22 protein-coding genes are annotated in these 21,176 nt (G+C 70.6%); 6 read left to right on the top strand and 16 right to left on the bottom strand.

The window, feature by feature from the left end:
* Positions 1-71: 71 nt before the first annotated feature.
* The 4 genes from ACZ7N4_RS33095 to ACZ7N4_RS33080 form a co-directional block, all read right to left on the bottom strand.
* The gene (locus ACZ7N4_RS33095; protein WP_471365993.1) at positions 72-2,687 is read right to left on the bottom strand and encodes an ATP-binding protein; all 2,616 of its coding nucleotides are present in this window, start codon (positions 2,685-2,687) and stop codon (positions 72-74) included.
* A 229-nt stretch (positions 2,688-2,916) separates the two neighbouring features.
* Positions 2,917-3,240 (bottom strand): STAS domain-containing protein, encoded by a 324-nt coding sequence (locus ACZ7N4_RS33090; protein WP_014675024.1) that lies wholly within the window; start codon positions 3,238-3,240, stop codon positions 2,917-2,919.
* Positions 3,241-3,398: 158 nt separating this feature from the next.
* A complete protein-coding gene (locus ACZ7N4_RS33085; protein WP_471365990.1) occupies positions 3,399-4,247 on the bottom strand; it encodes a 3-hydroxyacyl-CoA dehydrogenase family protein in 849 nt (282 codons plus the stop codon).
* Positions 4,248-4,371: 124 nt separating this feature from the next.
* Positions 4,372-5,013, bottom strand: coding sequence for a TetR/AcrR family transcriptional regulator (locus tag ACZ7N4_RS33080; RefSeq protein WP_471365987.1), 642 nt, complete (start codon positions 5,011-5,013; stop codon positions 4,372-4,374).
* 79 nt (positions 5,014-5,092) lie between these two features.
* Here ACZ7N4_RS33080 and ACZ7N4_RS33075 point away from each other — a divergent pair, with 79 nt between their 5' ends.
* From ACZ7N4_RS33075 to ACZ7N4_RS33065, 3 genes are read left to right on the top strand one after another with little or no spacing between them, the layout of a single operon-like run.
* On the top strand, positions 5,093-5,878 hold the full coding sequence (locus ACZ7N4_RS33075) for an ABC transporter ATP-binding protein (protein ID WP_471365984.1): 786 nt from the start codon (positions 5,093-5,095) through the stop codon (positions 5,876-5,878).
* Positions 5,879-5,906: 28 nt separating this feature from the next.
* Positions 5,907-6,656, top strand: a complete 750-nt coding sequence (locus ACZ7N4_RS33070; RefSeq protein WP_471365981.1) for an ABC transporter permease — start codon at positions 5,907-5,909, stop codon at positions 6,654-6,656.
* A gap of 13 nt (positions 6,657-6,669) precedes the next feature.
* Positions 6,670-7,242, top strand: a complete 573-nt coding sequence (locus ACZ7N4_RS33065) for a cob(I)yrinic acid a,c-diamide adenosyltransferase (protein ID WP_471365978.1) — start codon at positions 6,670-6,672, stop codon at positions 7,240-7,242.
* 62 nt (positions 7,243-7,304) lie between these two features.
* Here the strand turns inward: ACZ7N4_RS33065 and ACZ7N4_RS33060 are convergent, their stop codons facing one another.
* Together ACZ7N4_RS33060 and ACZ7N4_RS33055 are read right to left on the bottom strand one after the other, a co-directional pair.
* Positions 7,305-7,808, bottom strand: a complete 504-nt coding sequence (locus ACZ7N4_RS33060; RefSeq protein WP_471365975.1) for a DinB family protein — start codon at positions 7,806-7,808, stop codon at positions 7,305-7,307.
* Complete coding sequence (locus ACZ7N4_RS33055; protein WP_471365973.1) at positions 7,805-8,431, bottom strand: hypothetical protein; 627 nt, start codon at positions 8,429-8,431, stop codon at positions 7,805-7,807. Before ACZ7N4_RS33055 ends, ACZ7N4_RS33060 begins: the two co-directional genes overlap by 4 nt.
* 151 nt (positions 8,432-8,582) lie before the next feature.
* On the opposite strand from ACZ7N4_RS33055, the gene ACZ7N4_RS33050 reads away from it, so the two are divergent.
* The 3 genes from ACZ7N4_RS33050 to ACZ7N4_RS33040 all read left to right on the top strand — a co-directional run bounded on the left by ACZ7N4_RS33050 (position 8,583) and on the right by ACZ7N4_RS33040 (position 12,339).
* Positions 8,583-9,755: a sensor histidine kinase gene (locus ACZ7N4_RS33050; protein ID WP_471365970.1), complete on the top strand. Its 1,173-nt coding sequence runs from the start codon at positions 8,583-8,585 to the stop codon at positions 9,753-9,755.
* Positions 9,752-10,393, top strand: a complete 642-nt coding sequence (locus ACZ7N4_RS33045) for a response regulator (protein ID WP_471365968.1) — start codon at positions 9,752-9,754, stop codon at positions 10,391-10,393. Before ACZ7N4_RS33050 ends, ACZ7N4_RS33045 begins: the two co-directional genes overlap by 4 nt.
* 125 nt (positions 10,394-10,518) lie before the next feature.
* Positions 10,519-12,339: a glycosyl hydrolase family 18 protein gene (locus ACZ7N4_RS33040; RefSeq protein WP_471365965.1), complete on the top strand. Its 1,821-nt coding sequence runs from the start codon at positions 10,519-10,521 to the stop codon at positions 12,337-12,339.
* Positions 12,340-12,347: 8 nt separating this feature from the next.
* Here ACZ7N4_RS33040 and ACZ7N4_RS33035 read toward each other — a convergent pair whose 3' ends face one another.
* The 10 genes from ACZ7N4_RS33035 to ACZ7N4_RS32990 form a co-directional block, all read right to left on the bottom strand.
* On the bottom strand, positions 12,348-12,794 hold the full coding sequence (locus ACZ7N4_RS33035; protein WP_471365962.1) for a DUF2550 domain-containing protein: 447 nt from the start codon (positions 12,792-12,794) through the stop codon (positions 12,348-12,350).
* 130 nt (positions 12,795-12,924) lie between these two features.
* Positions 12,925-13,299 (bottom strand): F0F1 ATP synthase subunit epsilon, encoded by a 375-nt coding sequence (locus tag ACZ7N4_RS33030; protein ID WP_471365958.1) that lies wholly within the window; start codon positions 13,297-13,299, stop codon positions 12,925-12,927.
* A gap of 110 nt (positions 13,300-13,409) precedes the next feature.
* A complete protein-coding gene (gene atpD / locus ACZ7N4_RS33025; protein ID WP_471365953.1) occupies positions 13,410-14,846 on the bottom strand; it encodes a F0F1 ATP synthase subunit beta in 1,437 nt (478 codons plus the stop codon).
* Entirely contained in the window at positions 14,846-15,763 is a 918-nt protein-coding gene (locus ACZ7N4_RS33020; RefSeq protein ID WP_053708321.1) for a F0F1 ATP synthase subunit gamma, read from the bottom strand. The genes atpD and ACZ7N4_RS33020 overlap by 1 nt, the downstream gene beginning before the upstream one ends.
* Positions 15,764-15,784: 21 nt before the next feature.
* Positions 15,785-17,377 carry a F0F1 ATP synthase subunit alpha gene (gene atpA / locus ACZ7N4_RS33015; protein WP_471365948.1) on the bottom strand — a complete coding sequence of 531 codons (1,593 nt, stop codon included), beginning with the start codon at positions 17,375-17,377 and terminating at the stop codon, positions 15,785-15,787.
* A gap of 158 nt (positions 17,378-17,535) precedes the next feature.
* The gene (locus tag ACZ7N4_RS33010) at positions 17,536-18,351 is read right to left on the bottom strand and encodes a F0F1 ATP synthase subunit delta (RefSeq protein ID WP_471365940.1); all 816 of its coding nucleotides are present in this window, start codon (positions 18,349-18,351) and stop codon (positions 17,536-17,538) included.
* Positions 18,348-18,899: a F0F1 ATP synthase subunit B gene (locus tag ACZ7N4_RS33005; RefSeq protein WP_471365937.1), complete on the bottom strand. Its 552-nt coding sequence runs from the start codon at positions 18,897-18,899 to the stop codon at positions 18,348-18,350. The genes ACZ7N4_RS33010 and ACZ7N4_RS33005 overlap by 4 nt, the downstream gene beginning before the upstream one ends.
* 39 nt (positions 18,900-18,938) lie before the next feature.
* On the bottom strand, positions 18,939-19,178 hold the full coding sequence (atpE, locus tag ACZ7N4_RS33000) for an ATP synthase F0 subunit C (protein WP_009190636.1): 240 nt from the start codon (positions 19,176-19,178) through the stop codon (positions 18,939-18,941).
* 76 nt (positions 19,179-19,254) lie between these two features.
* Positions 19,255-20,025, bottom strand: coding sequence for a F0F1 ATP synthase subunit A (gene atpB, locus ACZ7N4_RS32995; RefSeq protein ID WP_471365934.1), 771 nt, complete (start codon positions 20,023-20,025; stop codon positions 19,255-19,257).
* A gap of 273 nt (positions 20,026-20,298) precedes the next feature.
* Positions 20,299-20,736 carry a hypothetical protein gene (locus ACZ7N4_RS32990; protein ID WP_471365930.1) on the bottom strand — a complete coding sequence of 146 codons (438 nt, stop codon included), beginning with the start codon at positions 20,734-20,736 and terminating at the stop codon, positions 20,299-20,301.
* Positions 20,737-21,176 lie beyond the last annotated feature (440 nt).

Below are 21,176 nucleotides of genomic sequence, written 5' to 3'. Positions count from 1 at the left end.
CCGCCGCGACGCGGGAAGGACACGGCGGCGTCGTCACGTGCCGCTCGACGCGCCCGCGCCGGGGAGGAGCCTCACGCCGACGCGCTGCTCGACGCCCCCGCGGAGGAACCGTCCGTGCCGCCGGTTGTCGTGCCACCGGTGGAGGTGCCCGTGGTACCGCCCGTCGTGCCGCCCCCGCTCGTGGTGCCGCCCGTGCCGCCGCCCGTCGAGCCTCCCGTGGTGGAACCGCCCGTGGTCGAGCCGCCCGTGGTCGAGCCGCCGGTGCCGCCGGTCGAGCCGCCCGTGGTGCCGCCCCCGGACGAACCGCCCGTCGTACCGCCGGTCGTACCGCCCGTCGAGCCGCCCCCACCCGTGCCGCCGCCCGTGGTGGAGCCGCCCGTGGTGCCGCCGGTCGAGCCGCCCGTGGTGCCGCCCCCGGACGAGCCGCCCGTCGTACCTCCGGTCGTACCGCCCGTGCCGCCCGTCGAGCCGCCCGGTGTCGGGGACTTCGACGGTGAGCCGGACGGGCTGGTGGGCTCGGAGGGCTTGACGCTCTCCGACGGGCGGGAGGGGGCGGCGGGCGGTGCCGGGTCGTCCGCCGTGCCGTACGTGCCGTCGGGACCCGGCGAGGTGGGACGGCCGCCGGCCGAGCCGGTGTCGCCGGTGTCGGTCGGGTCCGAGGCCGGACCGCCGTCCTCCAGGCCCTGGGTCGCCGACGGGTTGACCTCCACCTTGCCCGCCGGGTTGCGGTCGCCGTCCGGGTCGGAGGTCATGCCGAGCGTGACGACCGTGCCGAGCACCGCGGCGAGCAGCGCACCGGAGCCGGCCGCCACCAGGTTGCGCCGGGCCACCCGCCGGATGCCGGCGCCGCTGCCCGCCGGCCGCGGAAGCCGCTGCGTGACCAGGGTGTCCTCGGAGGGCGCCGGGGCCGGGGCCGGGCGCGGTGCCGGCTCCTCGTGCCGTGTCTCCGCCGGCCCCGGCAGCCCCGGCGCCTCGCCCGCCCGGTCGGCGAGCAGGGCCAGCGCACGGCGGCCGGCGACCGCACCGCGCTTGTCGGCGAGGGCGCCGCGCAGCCCGCCCGAGGCCTCCAGTTCGGCGCGGGCCCGGTCGAGCTGTCCGGAGCAGAGCGCGAGGATTCCCAACTCGTGGTGGAAATAGGCTTGTTCGGGTACATCGCCGGCCAGCCGCGAGGCCTCCGCGCCGGACCGCAGGGCCCGTTCCCAGGCACTCCAGTGGAGCCCCGCGGCGAAGGCGGGCGCGGCCGTGCGGGCGAGCCGTACGGCGCTGCTCTCCTCGCCGTCGGCGACCTGGGCCGTCCGCGGCACGACGGCGGCGAGCGCGGCCAGGACCGCGTCGGCCTCCGCGCACACCCGCTCGGGGGTGACCGAGGGGTGGCCGGCCCACCACGCGTAGTGCCGGGCGGCGGTGTCGGCGTGGCCGTCGGCGTCGTCGGCGTATCCGGCCGCCTCCAGCTGGGTCTGCACCCCGGCCGCGAGCCGGTAGCGGGAGCCGACCGGGGAGACCAGGCCGCAGCCGGCCAGCTCGCCGAGGGCGGCGTCCGCGTGGGTGTCGCCGACCAGTGCGGGCAGGTGTGCCTGGTGGGGCAGCTCGCCGCCGAGGGCGACCGCGAAGCGGAGGGCGGCCCGGGCGGAGGCGCTGAGCCGGGAGGCGAGCAGCGGCGCGGGGGCCGCGGCCTCGCCGAGGGAGGGCAGCGGAACGTCGTCCGCCGGCTCGGCGGGCGGGTCCGCCGGCCGGCGTACGTCCTCGAAGACGCCGTACTCGTCCACCGCGCCCGTGCTGGCCCGCAGTTCGTCGCGCTGCCGGAGCAGGGCGCCGGCCTGGACGAACCGCAGGGGCAACCCCTCGGACTCGAACCAGAGGTCGCCGGCCCAGTTGGCCTCGTCCTCGGTGAGCACCCGGCCGACGGTGCGCTCCAGGATCTCCACGCCGGCGTTGCGGTCGAGGCCGGCCAGGAAGACCTCCTCCACCTCGGCCGCGGCGGAGGGCGCGGGCACGTCGGGGGTGGCGGCGAACAGGAACGCGCACTCGGGGGTGGCGTCGCGCAGTTCGTCCAGGGGGGCGCCGCCGAACTCCAGGTCGTCCAGGACGACGACCGCGCCGATCTCCCGGACAGCGGCGAGCAGTTCGTCCCGGTCGGGGCGGTGGTGGGGGGCGTCGTGGACGGCGTGGAAGAGGTCGTGCAGGAGGTCGCCTGCGGTGCGGTGGTGGCCGTTGAGGCGGACCACGCCGTCGGGGGCGAGGTCCAGGCAGTCCTCGGCGACCAGGTCGAGGAGGGCGGTACGGCCGGAGCCCGCGGGGCCGGTGAGGCGGACCGAGCGCCCCTGGGCGAGGAGGCGGACCAGGCGTTCGCGTTCGTCCTGGCGTTCCAGCAGGGGCAGAACCGGCTGGGCGGGGCCGGGCGGCACGGGCGGCCGGGCGGCGCGTTCGGTCCCGGCGCGCTCGGCGGCGGTGCGCTTGCGGGGCCTGTCGGGGCGTTCGGCCGGGGGGCAGGGTTCTATCTCGCTGCCGTCGACGGGGTTGACGGTCAGCTGGAGGTCGCCCACGACGAGCTGGGCCATGCGGGCGGGCGCGGCCGCGCCCGGGGCGAAGTCGGAGGTGAGGGAGTCCCGGGGCGGGCGGCGGCCGTGCGCCGTGCCGTACTCCTCGGGTCCCGCGTTGATCGGGTCGATCGGCTCGATCGGGTCCATGGGTTCAAGCCCCCCAAAAGCGTCGTGTGCCCGTGTTCCGGCCCCTCCCGGCCTTGTCGCACACCGCGCTGTCGCTTCTGGTCCGGGCCCGCCGGGTCGAGGGTTGCGAGGCAGCGGGCGACCGCACCCTAAACCGTGGCTCAGTATCTCCGACAGGGCGGGGTGGCGTACGGTCCGAGACGTCACGGTCTCGTGAGGATTGCGCCCCGTGCGGCCCGGCAGGGGTGCCTCACACCCGGGGCAGCGACTCCACCCCGATGCCGCCCTCGATGGCGAGGATGCGGTGCAGCCGGGTGGCGACCAGCAGGCGCTGCATCTGCGGGGGCACGCCCCGCAGCACCAGGCGGCGCCCGCATCGGCCGGCCCGCCGGTGGGCCCCCATGATCACCCCGAGTCCGGTGGCGTCCCAGGAGTCCAGTTCGGACAGGTCGAGCACGAGGTCGCCGACTCCGGTGTCGACGGCCGAGTGCAGGGCCGTACGGGCGTCCGCCGCGCTGCGGACGTCGAGGCGGCCCCCGACGACCAGCTCGGCGTGGTCGCCCCTGATGTGCATATGCGCTCCCCGTTGAGTGCGGTTGGCGTATTCGGTGACGGTGCTGTGCACGGTCTGACTGTGCGGGTGGCGGTCCGGTTGCTGCTTGTAAGCGAACCGATACCGAATTCACCCCCGGGAGTGATACTCCCGGGGTGTCCGTGCCTGGAGGGGGTGACTCAGTAGGTGTAGAAGCCCTGCCCGCTCTTGCGGCCGATGTCACCGGCGTCCACCATCCGGCGCATCAGCTCCGGCGGGGCGAACTTCTCGTCCTGGGACTCGGTGTAGATGTTGCTCGTGGCGTGCAGCAGGATGTCCACGCCGGTCAGGTCGGCGGTGGCGAGCGGGCCCATGGCGTGGCCGAAGCCGAGCTTGCAGGCGAGGTCGATGTCCTCGGCGGTCGCCACGCCGGACTCGTAGAGCTTGGTCGCCTCGACCACGAGGGCGGAGATGAGCCGGGTGGTGACGAAGCCGGCGACGTCCCGGTTGACGACGATGCAGGTCTTGCCGACGGACTCGGCGAACTCCCGGGCGGTGGCGAGGGTTTCGTCGCTGGTCTTGTAGCCGCGGACCAGCTCGACGAGCTGCATCATCGGCACCGGCGAGAAGAAGTGCACGCCGACGACCCGCTCGGGGTGCTCGGTGGCGGCCGCGATCTTGGTGATCGGGATGGCGGAGGTGTTGGAGGCGAGCACGGTGTCCTCGCGCACGAGCTTGTCGAGCGTGCGGAAGATCTCGTGCTTGACCTCCAGCTTCTCGAAGACGGCCTCGACCACGATGTCCGCGTCGGCGGCGGCGTCCAGGTCGGTGGTCGGGGTGATGCGCGCGAGCGCGGCCTCCGCGTCCCCGGCCGCCAGCCTGCCCTTGCCGACGAACTTGTCGTACGAGGCCTTGATGCCGTCGGTGCCGCGCTTCAGTGCCTCGTCGGTGACGTCCCGCAGAACCACGTCCCAGCCCGCCTGCGCGGCGACCTGAGCGATACCGGATCCCATGAGACCGGCCCCGATGACGGCGAGCTTCCGTGCCACTCCGACTCCCTATGAACGCGGTGAAAGGTCTGCCTCTCGGCGGACCATAGCGCTCCGGCGCCGCTGTGTGACCGGTAAGTAACGCGCGTCACGTCTCATTTGACGGACATCACACCGGCAGGGGTCACGCCGGGCCTCGGACGGCGTAGTTGAGCACCTTTTCGCTCAACAGGTCCTCGATGTCGTCCAGGAGGACGAGTACCTCTCGTGACACTTCGGCCGGTTTGCGTCCGGCGAGCATCTCGCGGCCGATGGTGACGAAGACGGCCTGGTGGATCCAGCAGATCTGACCGGCCATCAGGTCGGGGAGGGGGTCGCCGTCGGCGGCGCCGGTCTCCTCGCGCAGGGCCGCCTCCAGGGTGTCGTGCATCTCCTGCTGGAGGCTCCACAGCCGGGAGCGCAGCGGCGGCGCCTCGCGGATGACCCGCATGAAGCGGTCGTAGCCCTCCATCAGGCCGATGCGGGGCGAGACGGCCTGGGCCTCGCCGCGCAGTTCGCGCAGGACGGCACGCGCGGCGGACTCCCCCGCGTCCCGGCCCCGCACCCACCGGGCGAGCCGGTCGGTCACGCCCTCCGAGCGGTCGAAGAAGAGGTCCTCCTTGGCGGGGAAGTAGTTGTAGACGGTGTTGACCGAGACGTTCGCCGCCTCGGCGATCTCCGCGACCGTCACCGCCTCGAAACCGCGCTCCAGGAACAGCCCGGTGGCGACATCGGAGATGTACTGCCGGGTCTGCCTCTTCTTCCGCTCCCTGAGCCCCTCAGCCATGCCCGCATCCTAGCTTTGCTGGGCACTCTGAAAAGTTGGGGTCGTTGCAAAATTTCAGGGACTCTGTTTTTCTTGGGGCATGGCAGCAGTCATCAGCACGGCGGGCCTCGCCCGCACCTTCCGGACGAAAGCCGGACCCGTGGACGCCGTCCGGTGCGTCGACCTCACCGTCCACGAGGGGGAGATCCTCGGCTTCCTCGGCCCCAACGGCGCCGGCAAGACGACCACCCTGCGCATGCTCACCACCCTGCTGAGGCCGACCGGCGGCGCGGCCACCGTCGCCGGGTGCGACCTCGCCACCGATCCGGCCGGGGTCCGCCGGGCCAGCGGCTACGTCGCCCAGTCCGGCGGGGTGGATCCGCAGATCACCGTGCGGGAGGAGCTGGTCACCCAGGGCCGGCTGTACCGCCTGCCGAAGGCGGAGGCGGTCGCCCGCGCCGCCGAACTGGCCGAGGAGCTGGACCTCACCGCACTCCTGGACCGGAAGTCCGGCGCGCTCTCCGGCGGTCAGCGCCGGCGCCTGGACATCGCGATGGCGCTCACCCACCGCCCGAAGGTGCTGTTCCTGGACGAGCCCACCACCGGCCTGGACCCCGCCGGCCGCGCCGACCTGTGGACGCTGGTCCGCCGGCTGCGCGACGAGCACGGTACGACCGTCTTCCTGACCACCCACTACCTGGACGAGGCCGACGCCCTCGCCGACCGGCTGGTGATCGTGGACCGCGGGACGGTCGCCGCCGAGGGCACCCCGAGCGCGCTCAGGCTCCGCCACTGCGGCTCGCTCGACGCGACCCTCCAGGACACCTTCCTCGCCATCACCGGCCACGGGCCCTCCCCGGCCGGCCCCGCCCCCGTCGCCGTATGACACCCGTCAAGGATTCAGGACCCGCACGATGCTGCTTCACGACACGGCCCTCGTCTACGGCCGCTACCTCCGCCAGTCCCTGCGCTCCCGTTTCGCCCTGCTCTTCGGCGTGCTGACGCCCCTGCTCTACCTGCTCTTCTTCGGCCCGCTGCTCACGGGACTGCCGCTGGGCGGGCAGGGCAGCTCCTGGCAGGTGCTGGTACCCGGACTGCTGCTCCAGCTCGGCCTGTTCGGGGCGCTGTTCGCCGGGTTCGCGGTCATCGTCGAGAAGGGGCAGGGGGTGGTGGAGCGGATGCGGGTGACGCCGGTCAGCCGGCTCGCCCTGCTGCTCGGCCGGGTACTGCGGGACGCCACGGTGTTCGTCTTCCAGGCGGTGCTCCTGGTGCTGGCCGCGCTGGTGATGGGCCTGCGCGCACCGCTGGCCGGCGTCCTGATCGGCTTCGCCTTCGTCGCGCTGCTCACGCTCTCGCTGGCCTCGGTGTCGTACGCGCTCGGCATGAAGGTCCGCACCCCGCAGGAGTTCGGTCCGCTGATCAACATGGTGTCGATGCCCTCCATGCTGCTGTCCGGCCTGATGCTCCCGATGACCCTGGCCCCCGCCTGGCTGGACGTGCTGTCCCACTTCGTCCCGTTCCGCTACCTGGTGGACGCCGTCCGGGACGCGTACGTCGGCCACTACACGACCCCGCACATGCTCTACGGCACCCTGGTGGCCCTCGCCTTCACCGCGCTGTCCGTGACGGTGGGCACACGGGTCTTCCGAACCGCCGGGGCGTAACTACGCTGGCGGTATGGTCAATCTGACGCGTATCTACACCAGGACCGGCGACCAGGGCACCACGAGCCTCGGCGACATGAGCCGGGTGCCCAAGACGGACCTCCGGATCTCCGCCTACGCGGACGCCAACGAGGCGAACGCGGTGATCGGCACCGCCATCGCGCTGGGCGGTCTGGACGGGGAGATCGTCGCGGTCCTCACTCGCGTCCAGAACGACCTGTTCGACGTGGGTGCGGACCTCTCGACGCCGGTGGTGGAGAACCCGCGGTTCCCGCCCCTGAGGGTGGAGCAGTTCTACATCGACCGGCTGGAGGCGGACTGCGACCGCTTCAACGAGCGGCTGGAGAAGCTGCGCTCCTTCATCCTGCCGGGCGGCACCCCGGGCGCCGCCCTGCTGCACCAGGCGTGCACGGTCGTGCGCCGGGCCGAACGCTCCACCTGGGCGGCGCTGGAGGCGCACGGCGAGACGATGAACCCGCTCACCGCCACCTACCTCAACCGCCTCTCCGACCTGCTGTTCATCCTGGCCCGCAGCGCCAACCGGGAGACCGGTGACGTGCTGTGGGTGCCGGGCGGGGAGCGCTAGGGCCTCTCCTTCGGATCGTGCCGGGGTCGACCCGAAAAAGAGAGGCCCTGGCCCGGTTCCGCCTAGTCGCCGGTCCGGCCGTCGATCAGCTCGCGCAGGATGTCGAGGTGGCCGTTGTGCCGGGCCGTCTCCTCGATGAGGTGGAGCAGGATCCAGCGCAGGTCCACCGGGTCGCCGTCGCCCCGCTTCACCTGTGCCTTGGTGTCCAGGTCGTGCGCGGCGACGAGTTCGTCGTACCGGGCGCTGTCCGCTGCGTACTCGTCGAGCAGCCGGGACAGCGGGATGTCGACGGCGATCCGCATCTCGCGGTCGGGGTCCTCCTCGGTCCAGGGGCCCTCGTCCGGCTCCCCCAGGAAGGCGACCCGGAACCAGTAGTACTCGACCCAGCGCAGATGGCTGATCAGCCCGCTCAGCGTCATCAGCGGTGAGCCGGGGAGGACCGCCTTCACGGCGTCCTCGTCGGAGAGTTCCTCGCACTTGGCGCGCGCGGTGGCGCGGACGTAGGTGAGGAAGGTGGTCAGCTGGGTGCGCTCGTCCCAGGCGGGAGGCGTGTCGGTTCGTGTCATCGCCGTGATGATGTCCCGGGTCCCGCCCCGCTGTCGACGGACTTTTCGACGGAGTTCTCGACCGGCGGTCCGGCCGGCCCCCCGCCGGACCGCGGCTCCCGCTTCGGGAACAGGGTGTAGCTCGCGGCGATCACCACGTTGATGCCGATCAGCCAGAGCATGCGCAGCTGCCACTGCCGGAGCGAGCCGGTGTCCCCCGCGTCGCCGACGTACCAGACCGCGCCCTGGAGCAACGCGAGGGACACCACCGAGGCCAGGATCCAGCGGCCCGCGACCCGCCACTCGTGCACGGTGCGCGCGATGCCGTACCCGGGGGGCTTCACGGGCGGCGGGCCGCCGGCGAAGCGGTGGGCCACCCGGGCGTCCGCCCACCTGACGGTGGAGTGGCCGAGGCCCACGGTGAAGCCGATGTACACCGCGGCGAGACCGTGCCGCCAGTCGGGTTCGGCGCCGTTCCGCAGGTCGACCGCGGTGACGGCGAACAGCACGATCTCCAGCAGCGGCTCGCACAACAGCAGGGCCAGCCCGGTGCGCGGCATCCGCAGCGCGTACCGGAAGGCCAGCCCGGCCGCCAGCAGCACCCAGAACGCCACCTCACAGGCGATGATCAGTCCGACGATCACGCTTCGCTCCCCTCGCTCACCCCTCCAGCTTCTCGGCCCGGGCCGCACGTGTCGTCGTCGGCGCAGAGGAGACCGGCGTAAGCGAAAGTCGCAGTGCCGCCCCCTTCCCCGGGTGCAGGCGCACGGCCACGCGGCCGTGTTGGATGGAGGCATGCCCCTCGCCCCCGGCCGCCCGCACCGCGACGACCTGCACATCGCCGTGGGCGGGCTGCTCGGCGGGGTGCTGCTGTGGGCGCTCGGCATCCACCCGCGCGTGCCCTCGGACGAGCTGGTGCTGTGGTCCGCGCCCTGGGCGCCGCTGGTGCCGCTGGCGGTGACCGCCGCGTGCGAACCGCTGCGCCGCACCCGGCCGCGCACCGGCCTGCTGATCGGCACGGCCGCGCTGTTCTGGGACACGGTGACGCTCGGCAGCATCGTGACGATCGTGCTGTACACCGACCTGGTGTACGCGGCCGTCCTGTACGGCACCCCGGCCTCCGCCCGCCGCGTTCCGTGGATCACCGGGATGCTCACGGTCCTCGGCGGGGTGGTCCCGGCGGCGCTCTGGCGGGATCCGCAGGGCCTGCTGATCGGAGTGGGCATCGGCGTGGTGGCGCTGGCGCCCGCCGCCACCGGCGCGCTCGTGCGCAACCACCGCGACGCCGCCGAGGCCGCCCGGCTGCGCGCCGAACAGACCGCCCTGCTGGCCGAAGCGGACCGCGTCCAGGCCGTCACCACCGAACGCGCCCGCATGGCCCGCGAGTTGCACGACATGGTCGCGGGCCACCTGTCGGCCATCGCCATCCACTCCACGGCGGCGCTCTCCCTCGACGACCCGGGGACCTCCCGGGACTCGCTGGCCGTCATCCGGGAGAACAGCGTGGAGGCGCTGGCCGAGATGCGCCGGCTGATCGGCATCCTGCGCGACGGCTCCGGGGACCGGGAGCCCGCCGCGTCCCCCACCCTGGACGGCCTCGGCGCCCTGGTCGACAACGCCCGGGCCAACGGCCTCGACGTCACGCTCGACGCCGGCCACGGCACGGTGCCGGCCCCGGTGGAACTGGCCGCCTACCGGATCGTGCAGGAGTCGCTGACCAACGCCCTGAAGCACGCGGCGAAGGGGCGCGTCCGCGTCTGCCTCCGGCAGCGCGACGGGATGCTGGACATCCGCGTGTCCAGCCCCTACCGGTCCGGCGACACGCCCCGCGTGCCCGGCTCCGGCTCCGGCCTGACCGGGATGCGGGAGCGGGCCGCGCTGCTCGGCGGCACCTTCCGGGCCGGTCCGCGGGACGGTCTGTGGGCCGTACACGCCACGCTTCCGCTCACCGAGGGAGATCCCGCATGATCCGTGTCCTGGTCGCCGAGGACCAGTCCGCCGTCCGCGCCGGGCTCGTGCTGATCCTCGGCAGCGCCCCGGACATCGAGGTGGTCGGTGAGGCGGCGGACGGCGAGCGGGCGCTCGCCCTGGCCCGGAGCCTGCGGCCGGACCTGGTGCTGATGGACGTGCAGATGCCCCGGCTGGACGGGGTCTCCGCGACCCGGCGGATCGTCGGGGAGCGGCTCGCCGACGTGCTGGTGCTGACCACCTTCGACCTCGACGAGTACGTCTTCGGGGCGCTGCGGGCGGGCGCGGCCGGGTTCCTGCTGAAGAACACCGAGGCGCGGGACCTGCTGGAGGCGGTGCGGACGGTGGCACGCGGGGAGGGCATCGTCGCGCCGGCCGTGACCCGGCGGCTGATCGCCGAGTTCGCCTCGGCCCCGGCGCGGGGCGGGGAGCACGGTCCGGACGTGCTGGAGGGGCTGACCCGTCGGGAGCGGGAGGTGCTGGGCTGCGTCGGCGAGGGCCTGTCCAACGCCCGGATCGCGGCCCGGCTGGACATGGCGGAGGGCACGGTGAAGACGCACGTCAGCCGGTTGCTGGCCAAGCTGGAACTGCGCAGCCGGGTACAAGCGGCGGTCCTCGCGCGGGAGTTGGGGCTCTAGTCCCGCTTGCCCCGAAGTGGTCCAGACCTATTGACCTGTGGTCCAGACCTTTCTACCCTCGCAGCACCGTGGGCATGAAGGCTCAGTCATGCCCCTGACACCCCCGATGACGAGGGAGGCGCAGCATGCGCTTCAGACACAGAGCCGCGGCGGCATTCGCGACCCTGTTGCTCCCCATGGCCGGCGCGGTCGGTCTCGCGAGCCCCGCCCAGGCCGCGACCAACGCGACGGCCACCTTCACCAAGACCAGCGACTGGGGCAGCGGTTTCGGCGGCCAGTGGACCGTCAAGAACACCGGCACGAGCGCCATCAGCTCCTGGACCGTCGAGTGGGACTTCCCCTCCGGCACCAAGGTCACCTCGGCCTGGGACGCCACGGTCACCAACTCCGGCGACCACTGGACCGCCAAGAACGTCGGCTGGAACGGCACCATCGCCCCCGGCGCCTCCGTCTCCTTCGGCTTCAACGGCTCCGGGCCCGGCGCCCCGTCCCACTGCAAGCTGAACGGCGACAGCTGCGACGGCACGACGGTCCCGGGAGACGCGGCCCCCTCCGCCCCGGGCACCCCCACCGCCTCCTCCGTCACCGACACCTCGGTGAAGCTCGGCTGGAGCGCGGCCACCGACGACAAGGGGATCAAGAACTACGACGTGCTGCGCGACGGCACCAAGGTCGCCACCGTCACCACCACGTCGTACACCGACACCGGTCTGACCGCCGGCACCGACTACTCCTACACCGTGCGGGCCCGGGACACCGCCGACCAGACCGGACCGGTCAGCGGCGCGGTCAAGGTCCACACCACCGGCGGCGGCACCACTCCCCCGCCCACCGGTGACAAGGTCAAGCTCGGCTACTTCACCGAGTGGGGCATCTACGGCCGGAACTACAACGTCAAGAACCTGGTGACGTCCGGCTCCGCCGCCAAGATCACGCACATCAACTACGCCTTCGGCAACGTCACCGGCGGCAAGTGCGCGATCGGCGACTCCTACGCCGACTACGACAAGGCCTTCACCGCCGACCAGTCGGTCAGCGGCGTCGCCGACACCTGGGACCAGCCGCTGCGCGGCAACTTCAACCAGCTGCGCCAGCTGAAGGCCAAGTACCCGAACATCAAGGTGCTGTGGTCCTTCGGCGGCTGGACCTGGTCCGGCGGCTTCGCGGACGCGGCGAAGAACCCGGCCGCCTTCGCCCAGTCCTGCTACGACCTGGTCGAGGACCCGCGCTGGGCCGACGTCTTCGACGGCATCGACATCGACTGGGAGTACCCGAACGCCTGCGGTCTGACCTGTGACACCTCCGGTGCGGCGGCGTACAAGAACCTGATGTCCGCGCTGCGCGCCAAGTTCGGTTCGAACAACCTGGTCACCGCCGCGGTCACCGCCGACGGCTCGGCCGGCGGCAAGATCGAGGCCGCCGACTACGCGGGCGCCGCCGCCTCCGTCGACTGGTACAACGTGATGACGTACGACTTCTTCGGTGCCTGGGACGCCAAGGGCCCGACGGCCCCGCACTCCCCGCTCACCTCGTACGACGGCATCCCGAAGGCGGGCTTCACCACCGCCGACGCGATGGCCAAGTTCAAGGCGATCGGCGTACCCGCGAAGAAGCTGCTCATCGGCATCGGCTTCTACGGCCGCGGCTGGACCGGCGTCACCCAGGACGCCCCGGGCGGCACGGCCACGGGACCCGCGGCCGGCACCTACGAGCAGGGCATCGAGGACTACAAGGTCCTGAAGTCGTCCTGCCCGGCCACCGGCACCGTCGCGGGCACGGCGTACGCGCACTGCGGCGGCAACTGGTGGTCCTACGACACTCCCGCCACCATCAAGTCGAAGATGGCCTGGGCGAACAGCCAGGGCCTCGGCGGCGCGTTCTTCTGGGAGTTCAGCGGCGACACCGGCAACGGTGAACTGGTGAGCGCGATCAGCGACAACCTGTAGAAGATCCCTCAGGCGACATTGACGCGCTGTCCGGGCGGGGCTGCTTCCAGCCACGCGAGAAATCCGGTCAGCGCGTCTTCGCTCATGGCGAGTTCGAGGCGGATGCCCCGATGGGTACAGGCGAGGACCACCGCGTCGGACAGCAGCGCCAGCTCCTCCTCGCCCGCGGGCAGCCGACGGCCGGCCACCTCGATCTGCGCCCGCTCCAGGGTGCGGCGCGGGCGGAAGGCGTAGGAGAAGACCCGGTACCACTCGATGCGGTCACCGTTGTAGCGGGCGACGCCGTACGACCAGCCCTTGCCGCCCCCGTCCGGTTTCTCGGGCACGTCCCAGCGCAGGGAGCAGTCGAAGGTGCCGCCGGACCGCTGGATCAGCCTGCGGCGCAGACCGAACAGGAACAGCCCCACCACTACGAGCGCCACCACGATCCCGCACACAGTCAGAGCGAGGACCATCGGCACCGACCTCCTCGTCTCCTAGGTAACGGAACGTAAAAAACACCCACATTCGCCTCAGCCGCGGCTGGGTCCGGATCGCTCCGGTCCCAGCCGCGGCTGAGGTCTGTCAACGCATCGCGCGCAGCGTCTAGCGCCCCGCCGCGGCACGCAGTCGAACGTCCGCGCGACGCTCGGCGGCGGCGTCGCCCTCCGCCTTCGCGCGCTCCAGCTCCCGCTCCGTGCGCTGGATGTCGATCTCGTCCGACAGCTCGGCGATCTCGGCCAGCAGCGAGAGCTTGTTGTCCGCGAACGAGATGAAACCGCCGTGCACCGCGGCGACGACCGTTCCACCTTCACTCGTACGGATGGTCACCGGGCCCGACTCCAGCACACCGAGCAGCGGCTGGTGACCGGGCATGACGCCGATGTCGCCGGACGTGGTGCGCGCGACGACCAGGGTGGCCTCGCCGGACCAGACCTGGCGGTCGGCGGCGACCAGCTCGACGTGCAGCTCAGCAGCCAAGGGTGGCTCCTCGGGTCACCACCCGGCGGGGGTGCCGGGTGTTGGGGTCAATTCTAGAGGGCGTGAGTGAGGGGGCGGGACGCACCCGCCCCCTCACACGAGCACGGGGCTCAGGAGACGCCCAGCTCCTTCGCGTTCTTCTTGAGGTCCTCGAGACCACCGCACATGAAGAACGCCTGCTCCGGGAAGTGGTCGTACTCGCCGTCGCAGATCGCGTTGAACGCGGCGATCGACTCGTCCAGGGGCACGTCCGAACCGTCCACGCCGGTGAACTGCTTGGCGACGTGGGTGTTCTGGGACAGGAAGCGCTCCACACGACGGGCACGGTGGACGACGAGCTTGTCCTCCTCGCCCAGCTCGTCGATACCGAGGATCGCGATGATGTCCTGGAGGTCCTTGTACTTCTGCAGGATCGTCTTCACGCGCATGGCCGCGTTGTAGTGCTCCTGCGTGATGTAGCGCGGGTCCAGGATCCGGGACGTGGAGTCCAGCGGGTCCACGGCCGGGTAGATGCCCTTCTCGGAGATCGGACGGGACAGAACCGTCGTCGCGTCGAGGTGGGCGAAGGTGGTGGCCGGGGCCGGGTCGGTCAGGTCGTCGGCGGGGACGTAGATCGCCTGCATCGAGGTGATCGAGTGACCGCGGGTCGAGGTGATGCGCTCCTGGAGGAGACCCATCTCGTCGGCCAGGTTCGGCTGGTAACCCACCGCGGACGGCATGCGGCCGAGCAGCGTGGAGACCTCGGAGCCGGCCTGCGTGAAGCGGAAGATGTTGTCGATGAAGAACAGCACGTCCTGCTTCTGGACGTCACGGAAGTACTCGGCCATGGTGAGGCCGGCCAGCGCGACGCGCAGACGGGTGCCCGGGGGCTCGTCCATCTGACCGAAGACCAGCGCGGTCTTGTCGATGACGCCCGAGTCGGACATCTCCTCGATCAGGTCGTTGCCCTCACGGGTGCGCTCGCCGACACCGGCGAACACGGAGACACCGTCGTGGTTGTTGGCGACACGGTAGATCATCTCCTGGATGAGCACCGTCTTGCCGACGCCGGCGCCGCCGAACAGACCGATCTTGCCGCCCTTGACGTACGGGGTCAGCAGGTCGATGACCTTGACGCCGGTCTCGAACATCTCGGTCTTCGACTCGAGCTCGTCGAAGTTCGGGGCCTTGCGGTGGATGGACCAGCGCTCGCCCTCGTAGGACTCGTCGACGTTCAGCACCTCACCGAGGGTGTTGAACACCTTGCCCTTGGTGAAGTCGCCGACGGGGACGGTGATGCCGTCGCCGGTGTCGGTGACCGGGGCCTGGCGGACCAGACCGTCGGTCGGCTGCATCGAGATGGTGCGGACCAGGCCGTCACCCAGGTGCTGGGCGACCTCCAGGGTCAGGATCTTCTTCTCGCCCGCGTTGGCCGGGTCGGCGACCTCGACGTGGAGGGCGTTGTAGATCTCCGGCATCGCGTCGACGGGGAACTCCACGTCGACGACCGGGCCGATGACCCGGGCGACGCGGCCCGTAGCCGTCGCGGTCTCAACAGTGGTGGTCATTATCGGTCACTCCCCGCGGTCGCGTCGGCCAGGGCGCTCGCGCCACCGACGATCTCGCTGATTTCCTGGGTGATTTCGGCCTGGCGGGCCGCGTTGGCAAGACGGGAGAGCGTGTTGATCAGCTCGCCCGCGTTGTCGGTGGCCGACTTCATCGCGCGCCGCGTGGCGGCGTGCTTCGAAGCGGCCGACTGGAGCAGCGCGTTGTAGATCCGGCTCTCCACGTAGCGCGGCAGCAGGGCGTCGAGGACGTCCTCCGCCGAGGGCTCGAAGTCGTACAGCGGGAGGATCTCGCCCTTCGGGTGAGCCTCCTCGGCGACCTCTTCGAGGCGCAGCGGCAGCAGCCGGGCGTCGAGCGCCGTCTGCGTCATCATCGAGACGAACTCGGTGAAGACGATGTGGAGTTCGTCCACACCACCCTCGGCCGTGTCCTTCTCGATCGCCTCGATCAGAGGCGCCGCCACCTTCTTGGCGTCCGCGTACGTCGGCTCGTCGGTGAAGCCCGTCCACGACTCCGCGATCTTGCGCTCACGGAAGTTGTAGTGGGCCACACCGCGCCGGCCGACGATGTACGTGTCGACCTGCTTGCCCTCGCGCTCCAGGCGCTCGGTCAGCTGCTCCGCGGCCTTGATGGCGTTGGAGTTGAAGGCACCGGCCAGACCGCGGTCGCTCGTGAGGAGCAGGACCGCGGCACGGGCCGGGTTCTCCGCCTCGGTGGTGAGCGGGTGCTTGGTGTTCGAACCCGTGCCCACCGCCGTGACCGCGCGCGTCAGCTCGGTCGCGTACGGCGTGGAGGCCGCCACCTTGCGCTGCGCCTTGACGACGCGCGAGGCGGCGATCATCTCCATCGCCTTGGTGATCTTCTTGGTCGCGGTGACGGATCGGATGCGACGCTTGTAGACCCGGAGCTGGGCTCCCATGAGTCAGGTCCCTTCCTTACGTCACTTGGCGGCAGCGGCAGGAGTGTCCTCGCCGAGCAGCTTGCCGTCCGAGGTCTCGAACTGCTTCTTGAACTCCGCCACCGCGTCGTCGATCGCCTGGATCGTGTCGTTCGACATCTTGGCGCCCTCGCGGATGGAGGTCATCAGACCCTGCTCCTTGCGGTGCAGGTAGTCCAGCAGCTCCTTCTCGAAGCGGCGGATGTCGGCGACCGGGACGTCGTCCATGCGGCCGTTGGTGCCGGCCCAGACGGAGACGACCTGGTCCTCGGTGGCCATCGGCTGGTACTGGTCCTGCTTCAGCAGCTCGACCATGCGCTGACCGCGCTCCAGCTGGGCCTTGGAGGCCGCGTCCAGGTCGGAACCGAAGGCGGCGAACGCCTCCAGCTCACGGAACTGGGCGAGGTCCACACGGAGGCGGCCGGAGACCTGGCGCATCGCCTTGTGCTGGGCGGAACCACCGACTCGCGAGACGGAGATACCGACGTTCAGCGCGGGACGCTGACCGGCGTTGAACAGGTCCGACTCCAGGAAGCACTGGCCGTCGGTGATGGAGATGACGTTGGTCGGGATGAACGCCGAGACGTCGTTGGCCTTGGTCTCGACGATCGGCAGACCGGTCATCGAGCCGGCGCCCATGTCGTCGGAGAGCTTGGCGCAGCGCTCCAGCAGCCGGGAGTGCAGGTAGAAGACGTCACCCGGGTAGGCTTCACGGCCCGGCGGGCGGCGCAGCAGCAGGGACACGGCGCGGTAGGCGTCGGCCTGCTTCGAGAGGTCGTCGAAGATGATGAGGACGTGCTTGCCCTCGTACATCCACTGCTGGCCGATGGCCGAACCGGTGTACGGCGCCAGGTACTTGAAGCCGGCCGGGTCGGACGCCGGGGCGGCGACGATGGTCGTGTACTCCAGGGCGCCGTTCTCCTCCAGCGCGCGGCGCACGCCGGCGATGGTGGAGCCCTTCTGGCCGATGGCGACGTAGATGCAGCGGACCTGCTTCTTCGGGTCGCCCGAGCGCCAGTTGTCGCGCTGGTTGATGATCGTGTCGACGGCCAGGGCGGTCTTGCCGGTCTGGCGGTCGCCGATGATCAGCTGACGCTGGCCACGGCCGATCGGGGTCATCGCGTCGACGGCCTTGTAGCCGGTCTCCATCGGCTCGTGCACCGACTTGCGCTGCATGACCGTGGGGGCCTGCAGCTCGAGGGCGCGGCGGCCGGACGTCTCGATCTCGCCGAGACCGTCGATCGGGTTGCCGAGCGGGTCGACGACGCGGCCGAGGTAGCCCTCGCCGACCGCGACGGAGAGGACCTCACCGGTGCGCGTGACCGGCTGACCCTCCTCGATGCCGCTGAACTCACCGAGGACGATGGCGCCGATCTCGCGCTCTTCCAGGTTCAGCGCGAGGCCGAGGGTGCCGTCCTCGAACTTCAGCAGTTCGTTGGCCATGGCCGAGGGCAGGCCCTCGACCTTCGCGATGCCGTCGCCGGCAAGGGTGACCGTACCGACCTCCTCGCGCGAGGCCGCGTCCGGCTTGTACGACTGGACGAAGTTCTCCAGTGCGTCCCGGATCTCCTCCGGCCGGATCGTGAGCTCCGCCATCTGGGTTCCCTGCTCTCCTTGTTGGGCCCGAAGTTTCACTTTGGGGGGATGGGGACTCCCCCCTGAATGAGGTGAATCCTCTGCACGGCCCAACCAGGGCCGTAAGTACGTACTGCGTCTCTCGAACTGTCTCGAAAGACCGGTCTGTCGAGTTGCTGCTAGCTGGCCATGCGGCGGGCGGCCTCGTCCAGCCGGTCCGCGATGGAGCCGTTGATGACCTCGTCGCCGACCTGCACCCGGATGCCGCCGACGACCTGCGGGTCGACGTCGAGGTTGAGGTGCATCCGACGCCCGTAGAGCTTGGTCAGGGCGGCGCCGAGGCGCTGCTTCTGTCCGTCGCTCAGCGGCACCGCCGAGGTGACGACGGCGACCATGCGGTCCCGGCGCTCGGCGGCGAGCTTGGACAGGGACTCCAGTCCCGCCTCCAGGCTACGTCCACGCGGCGCGGTGACGAGGCGCGTCACCAGACGCTCGGTGGCCGGCTTGGCCCGCCCGCCGAGGAGCCGGTTCAGCAGCTCGGCCTTGGCCGAGGTGCCGGCGGCACGGTCGGTGAGCGCGGCGCGCAGCTCGGTGCTGGAGGAGACGATCCGGCCGAACCGGAACAGCTCGTCCTCGACGTCGTCCAGGGTGCCGGTCTTCTCCGCCGCCGTCAGGTCGGCGATGTCGGCCAGCTCCTCCAGCGCGTCCACCAGGTCGCGGGGCTGCGACCAGCGGGACCGGGCCAGCCCGGACACCAGGTCGGCGGTGGTCCCGCTGACCTGGCCGCCGATCAGGCGCTGCACCAGCTGGGCCTTCGCCTCCCCGGGCTGCGCCGGGTCGGTGAGGACCCGGCGCAGGCCGGCCTCGCGGTCGAGCAGCGCGGTGACGGCCGCCAGCTCGTCCGCGAGCCGGACGGCGTCCACGGACGTGGAGTCCGTCAGCGCGTCGAGACGCTCACGTGCGGCTGCCAGGGCCTCGCGGCTCGCTCCGTTCATCGCGTGGCCTCGGCCTTCTCCTCAAGCTCGTCGAGGAAGCGGTCGATCACACGGCTCTGGCGGGCGTGGTCCTCGAGGGACTCGCCGACGAGCTTGCCGGCCAGGTCGGTGGCGAGCTTGCCGACGTCCTGACGCAGCGCCGACGCGGCGGCCTTGCGGTCGGCCTCGATCTGAGCGTGACCGGCGGCGACGATCTCCTCGCGCTGACGCTGGCCCTCGGCCCGCATCTCGGCGATGAGCGCGGCACCCTGCTCCTGCGCCTCCTGGCGCAGACGCGCGGCCTCGTGCCGGGCCTCGGCGAGCTGGGCCTTGTACTGGTCAAGGACGCTCTGGGCCTCGACCTTCATGGCCTCGGCCTCTTCGATGCCGCCTTCGATCGCCGCGCGACGCTCCTCCAGAACCTTGTTGATGTTCGGAAGCAGCTTCTTCCAGAAGAAGAAGAACACGATGGCGAAGGCGATGGTGCCGACGAGCAGCTCGGGGCCGGCCGGAATGAGCGGGTTCTGCTCCGTCTCCTCGGCCGCCAGCTGTACCAGGTTGGCGATCACATCAGTGCCTTTCGTCGTAACGTGTCGGTGAGTGGTTGATTACCGACCGAACACGAACGGCATAACGATGCCGATGAGGGCGAGCGCCTCACAGAAGGCGAAGCCCAGGATCTGGTTGGCGCGGATCAGACCGGCGGCCTCGGGCTGACGGGCCAGGGCCTGGGTGCCGTTACCGAAGATGATGCCGACGCCGATGCCGGGGCCGATGGCCGCGAGGCCGTAGCCGATGGAACCGAGGGAACCGGAGACGCCGGCGGCGAGGTCGATGGCAGCGGACATGCCGTTTCTTCCTTCTCTTTTACGGACCGGTGGGGGTTGGCCACCGGACGACGGGGGTTGGGGCGGGTGGTTCGGCTCAGTGGTGCTCGGCGAGAGCGCCCTGAATGTAGGAGCAGGCCAGCAGTACGAAGACGTACGCCTGGACGGCCTGAACGAAAAGCTCGAAGCAGATCATGGCCATGGTCATCACGAAGGAGACACCGGCGGCCGGGATCATCCAGCTGTTCAGCAGGTACCAGGAGGCGACGGTGAACATCACCAGCATCAGGTGACCGGCGAACATGTTGGCGAAGAGTCGCACCGCGTGCGTGAACGGGCGGACGATCAGGTTCGAGAGGAACTCGATGACCATGACCAGCGGCAGGACCGCGCCCAGCGACTTGTCGTAGCCCGTGACGTTCTTGAAGAAGCCCACGAAACCGTGCCGCTTGAAGGTCAGGCCGACCCACAGGAGCCACACCAGCGCCGCCAGGACGACCGGGAAGGCGAACACCGAGGCGACCGGGAACTGGGCCAGCGGGACCACGGACCAGATGTTCATGATCCAGATGAAGAAGAAGAGGGAGACCATGAGCGGCACCCACTTCTCGCCCTCGCGCTTGCCGAGGGTCTCGTACACGATGCCGCGGCGCACGAAGTCGTAGCCGGCCTCGCCGATCATCTGCAGCTTGCCCGGGACGACCTTGGCCTTGCCGAACGCGGCCGAGAAGAACAGGACGACGAGCAGGGTGGTGACGAGCGCGAGCAGCATCACCTTGTTGAACTCGACGCCCCCGACCGTGGCGAGCGGCTTGAACAGGAACGACTGCAGGCCCGGAGCCGGGAAGCCGCACCCGTTGTCGGACATGATCCGACAACTCCAGTCAAAGGCGAGCTGGGTCTGGTCAGCACTCACCGCGGGCTCCTTCGGCGTGACGCATGGGTACGGCAACCTCGTTGTGTCGGCGCGGCGCACGGCCGCGGATCGGCACCGGACTGGTGTTACGGATGTGGGGGCGGCTGGGGGGCATCGAGCCTCGCGATCGAGCAGGCGTCAGCTCAGATGCCCGCGCCCGCGATGCCGCAGTTGGCACCGGACGATAGCAGGAGATCTCACAAGCCTTTATCCCGCCCCTACCCCTCACGGCTTCGGCCCTGTCTTCTCGGGCGTCTCGCTCTTCTCGGAGTCCGGATCGATGTAGAAGATCTTGGCCTTCATATGTGCGCGAGCCTGCGCGGCCATCCACACGACGGTCGCGACGACGAGCGACACGGCGAACGTCTTCGCGTTGAAGAGAGAGGTGTCCTTGAAAACAGCGACGAAGATCAGGAGGAGCAGCAGCTGGGCGACGTAGAGCATCAGCCCCATCGCCTGAAACAGCTGCGGGAGCGTTTTCGCCGTCCACTGCAGCACATAGAGGCCGACCCCCATGAACAGGACGGCCAGCACCGTGCCGACGGCCGCGCCGAGCGCACCCTTGCCCCCCGCGACCGCGGCGCTCACAGCGACGGCGATCGCACCTGCAGCCGCTGTGGGCACAGCGATCTGCAGCAGGTTCCGGGCGTCATTGGACGGCATGGCGGCAACTCCGCTTTCACAAGGGGGCAGGGTGTCGTCATGGACGAGCGTAGTCCCGGGCTGAGTGATCGAGACCTCACACCATCGGACCCTCGCACTGGGGTCCTTCGGCTCTATCCGGGGTTCTCGTGAACCGTATCACAAACTATTTGATGAGGTCTTTACCTGCTTGGTGTGCTGGCTGTCACACATGAGAGTGACAGTGCCCGTCTGCGCAAAAACCGAGCCTACTTGTCTGGTATTGGGGGAGTTCGTTCCCCCACGACTTGGCAATGCTCTAGTCAGATTCTTACCTTGCCCGTCAGCGAGACGTCGCCCATTCCACCCGACCGGGCAACGCACGGCGCCCCCGTGAGGCCTCGTCCAGGCTTCACGGGGGCGCCGAGGGGCACGGCTCAGAGAGCCGCCGAGAGCAACGCCATCAGCAGGTCACGACCTTG

Source organism: Streptomyces sp. NPDC107654, from assembly GCF_055639035.1.
This window is presented reverse-complemented; position numbering and strand designations above follow the sequence as displayed.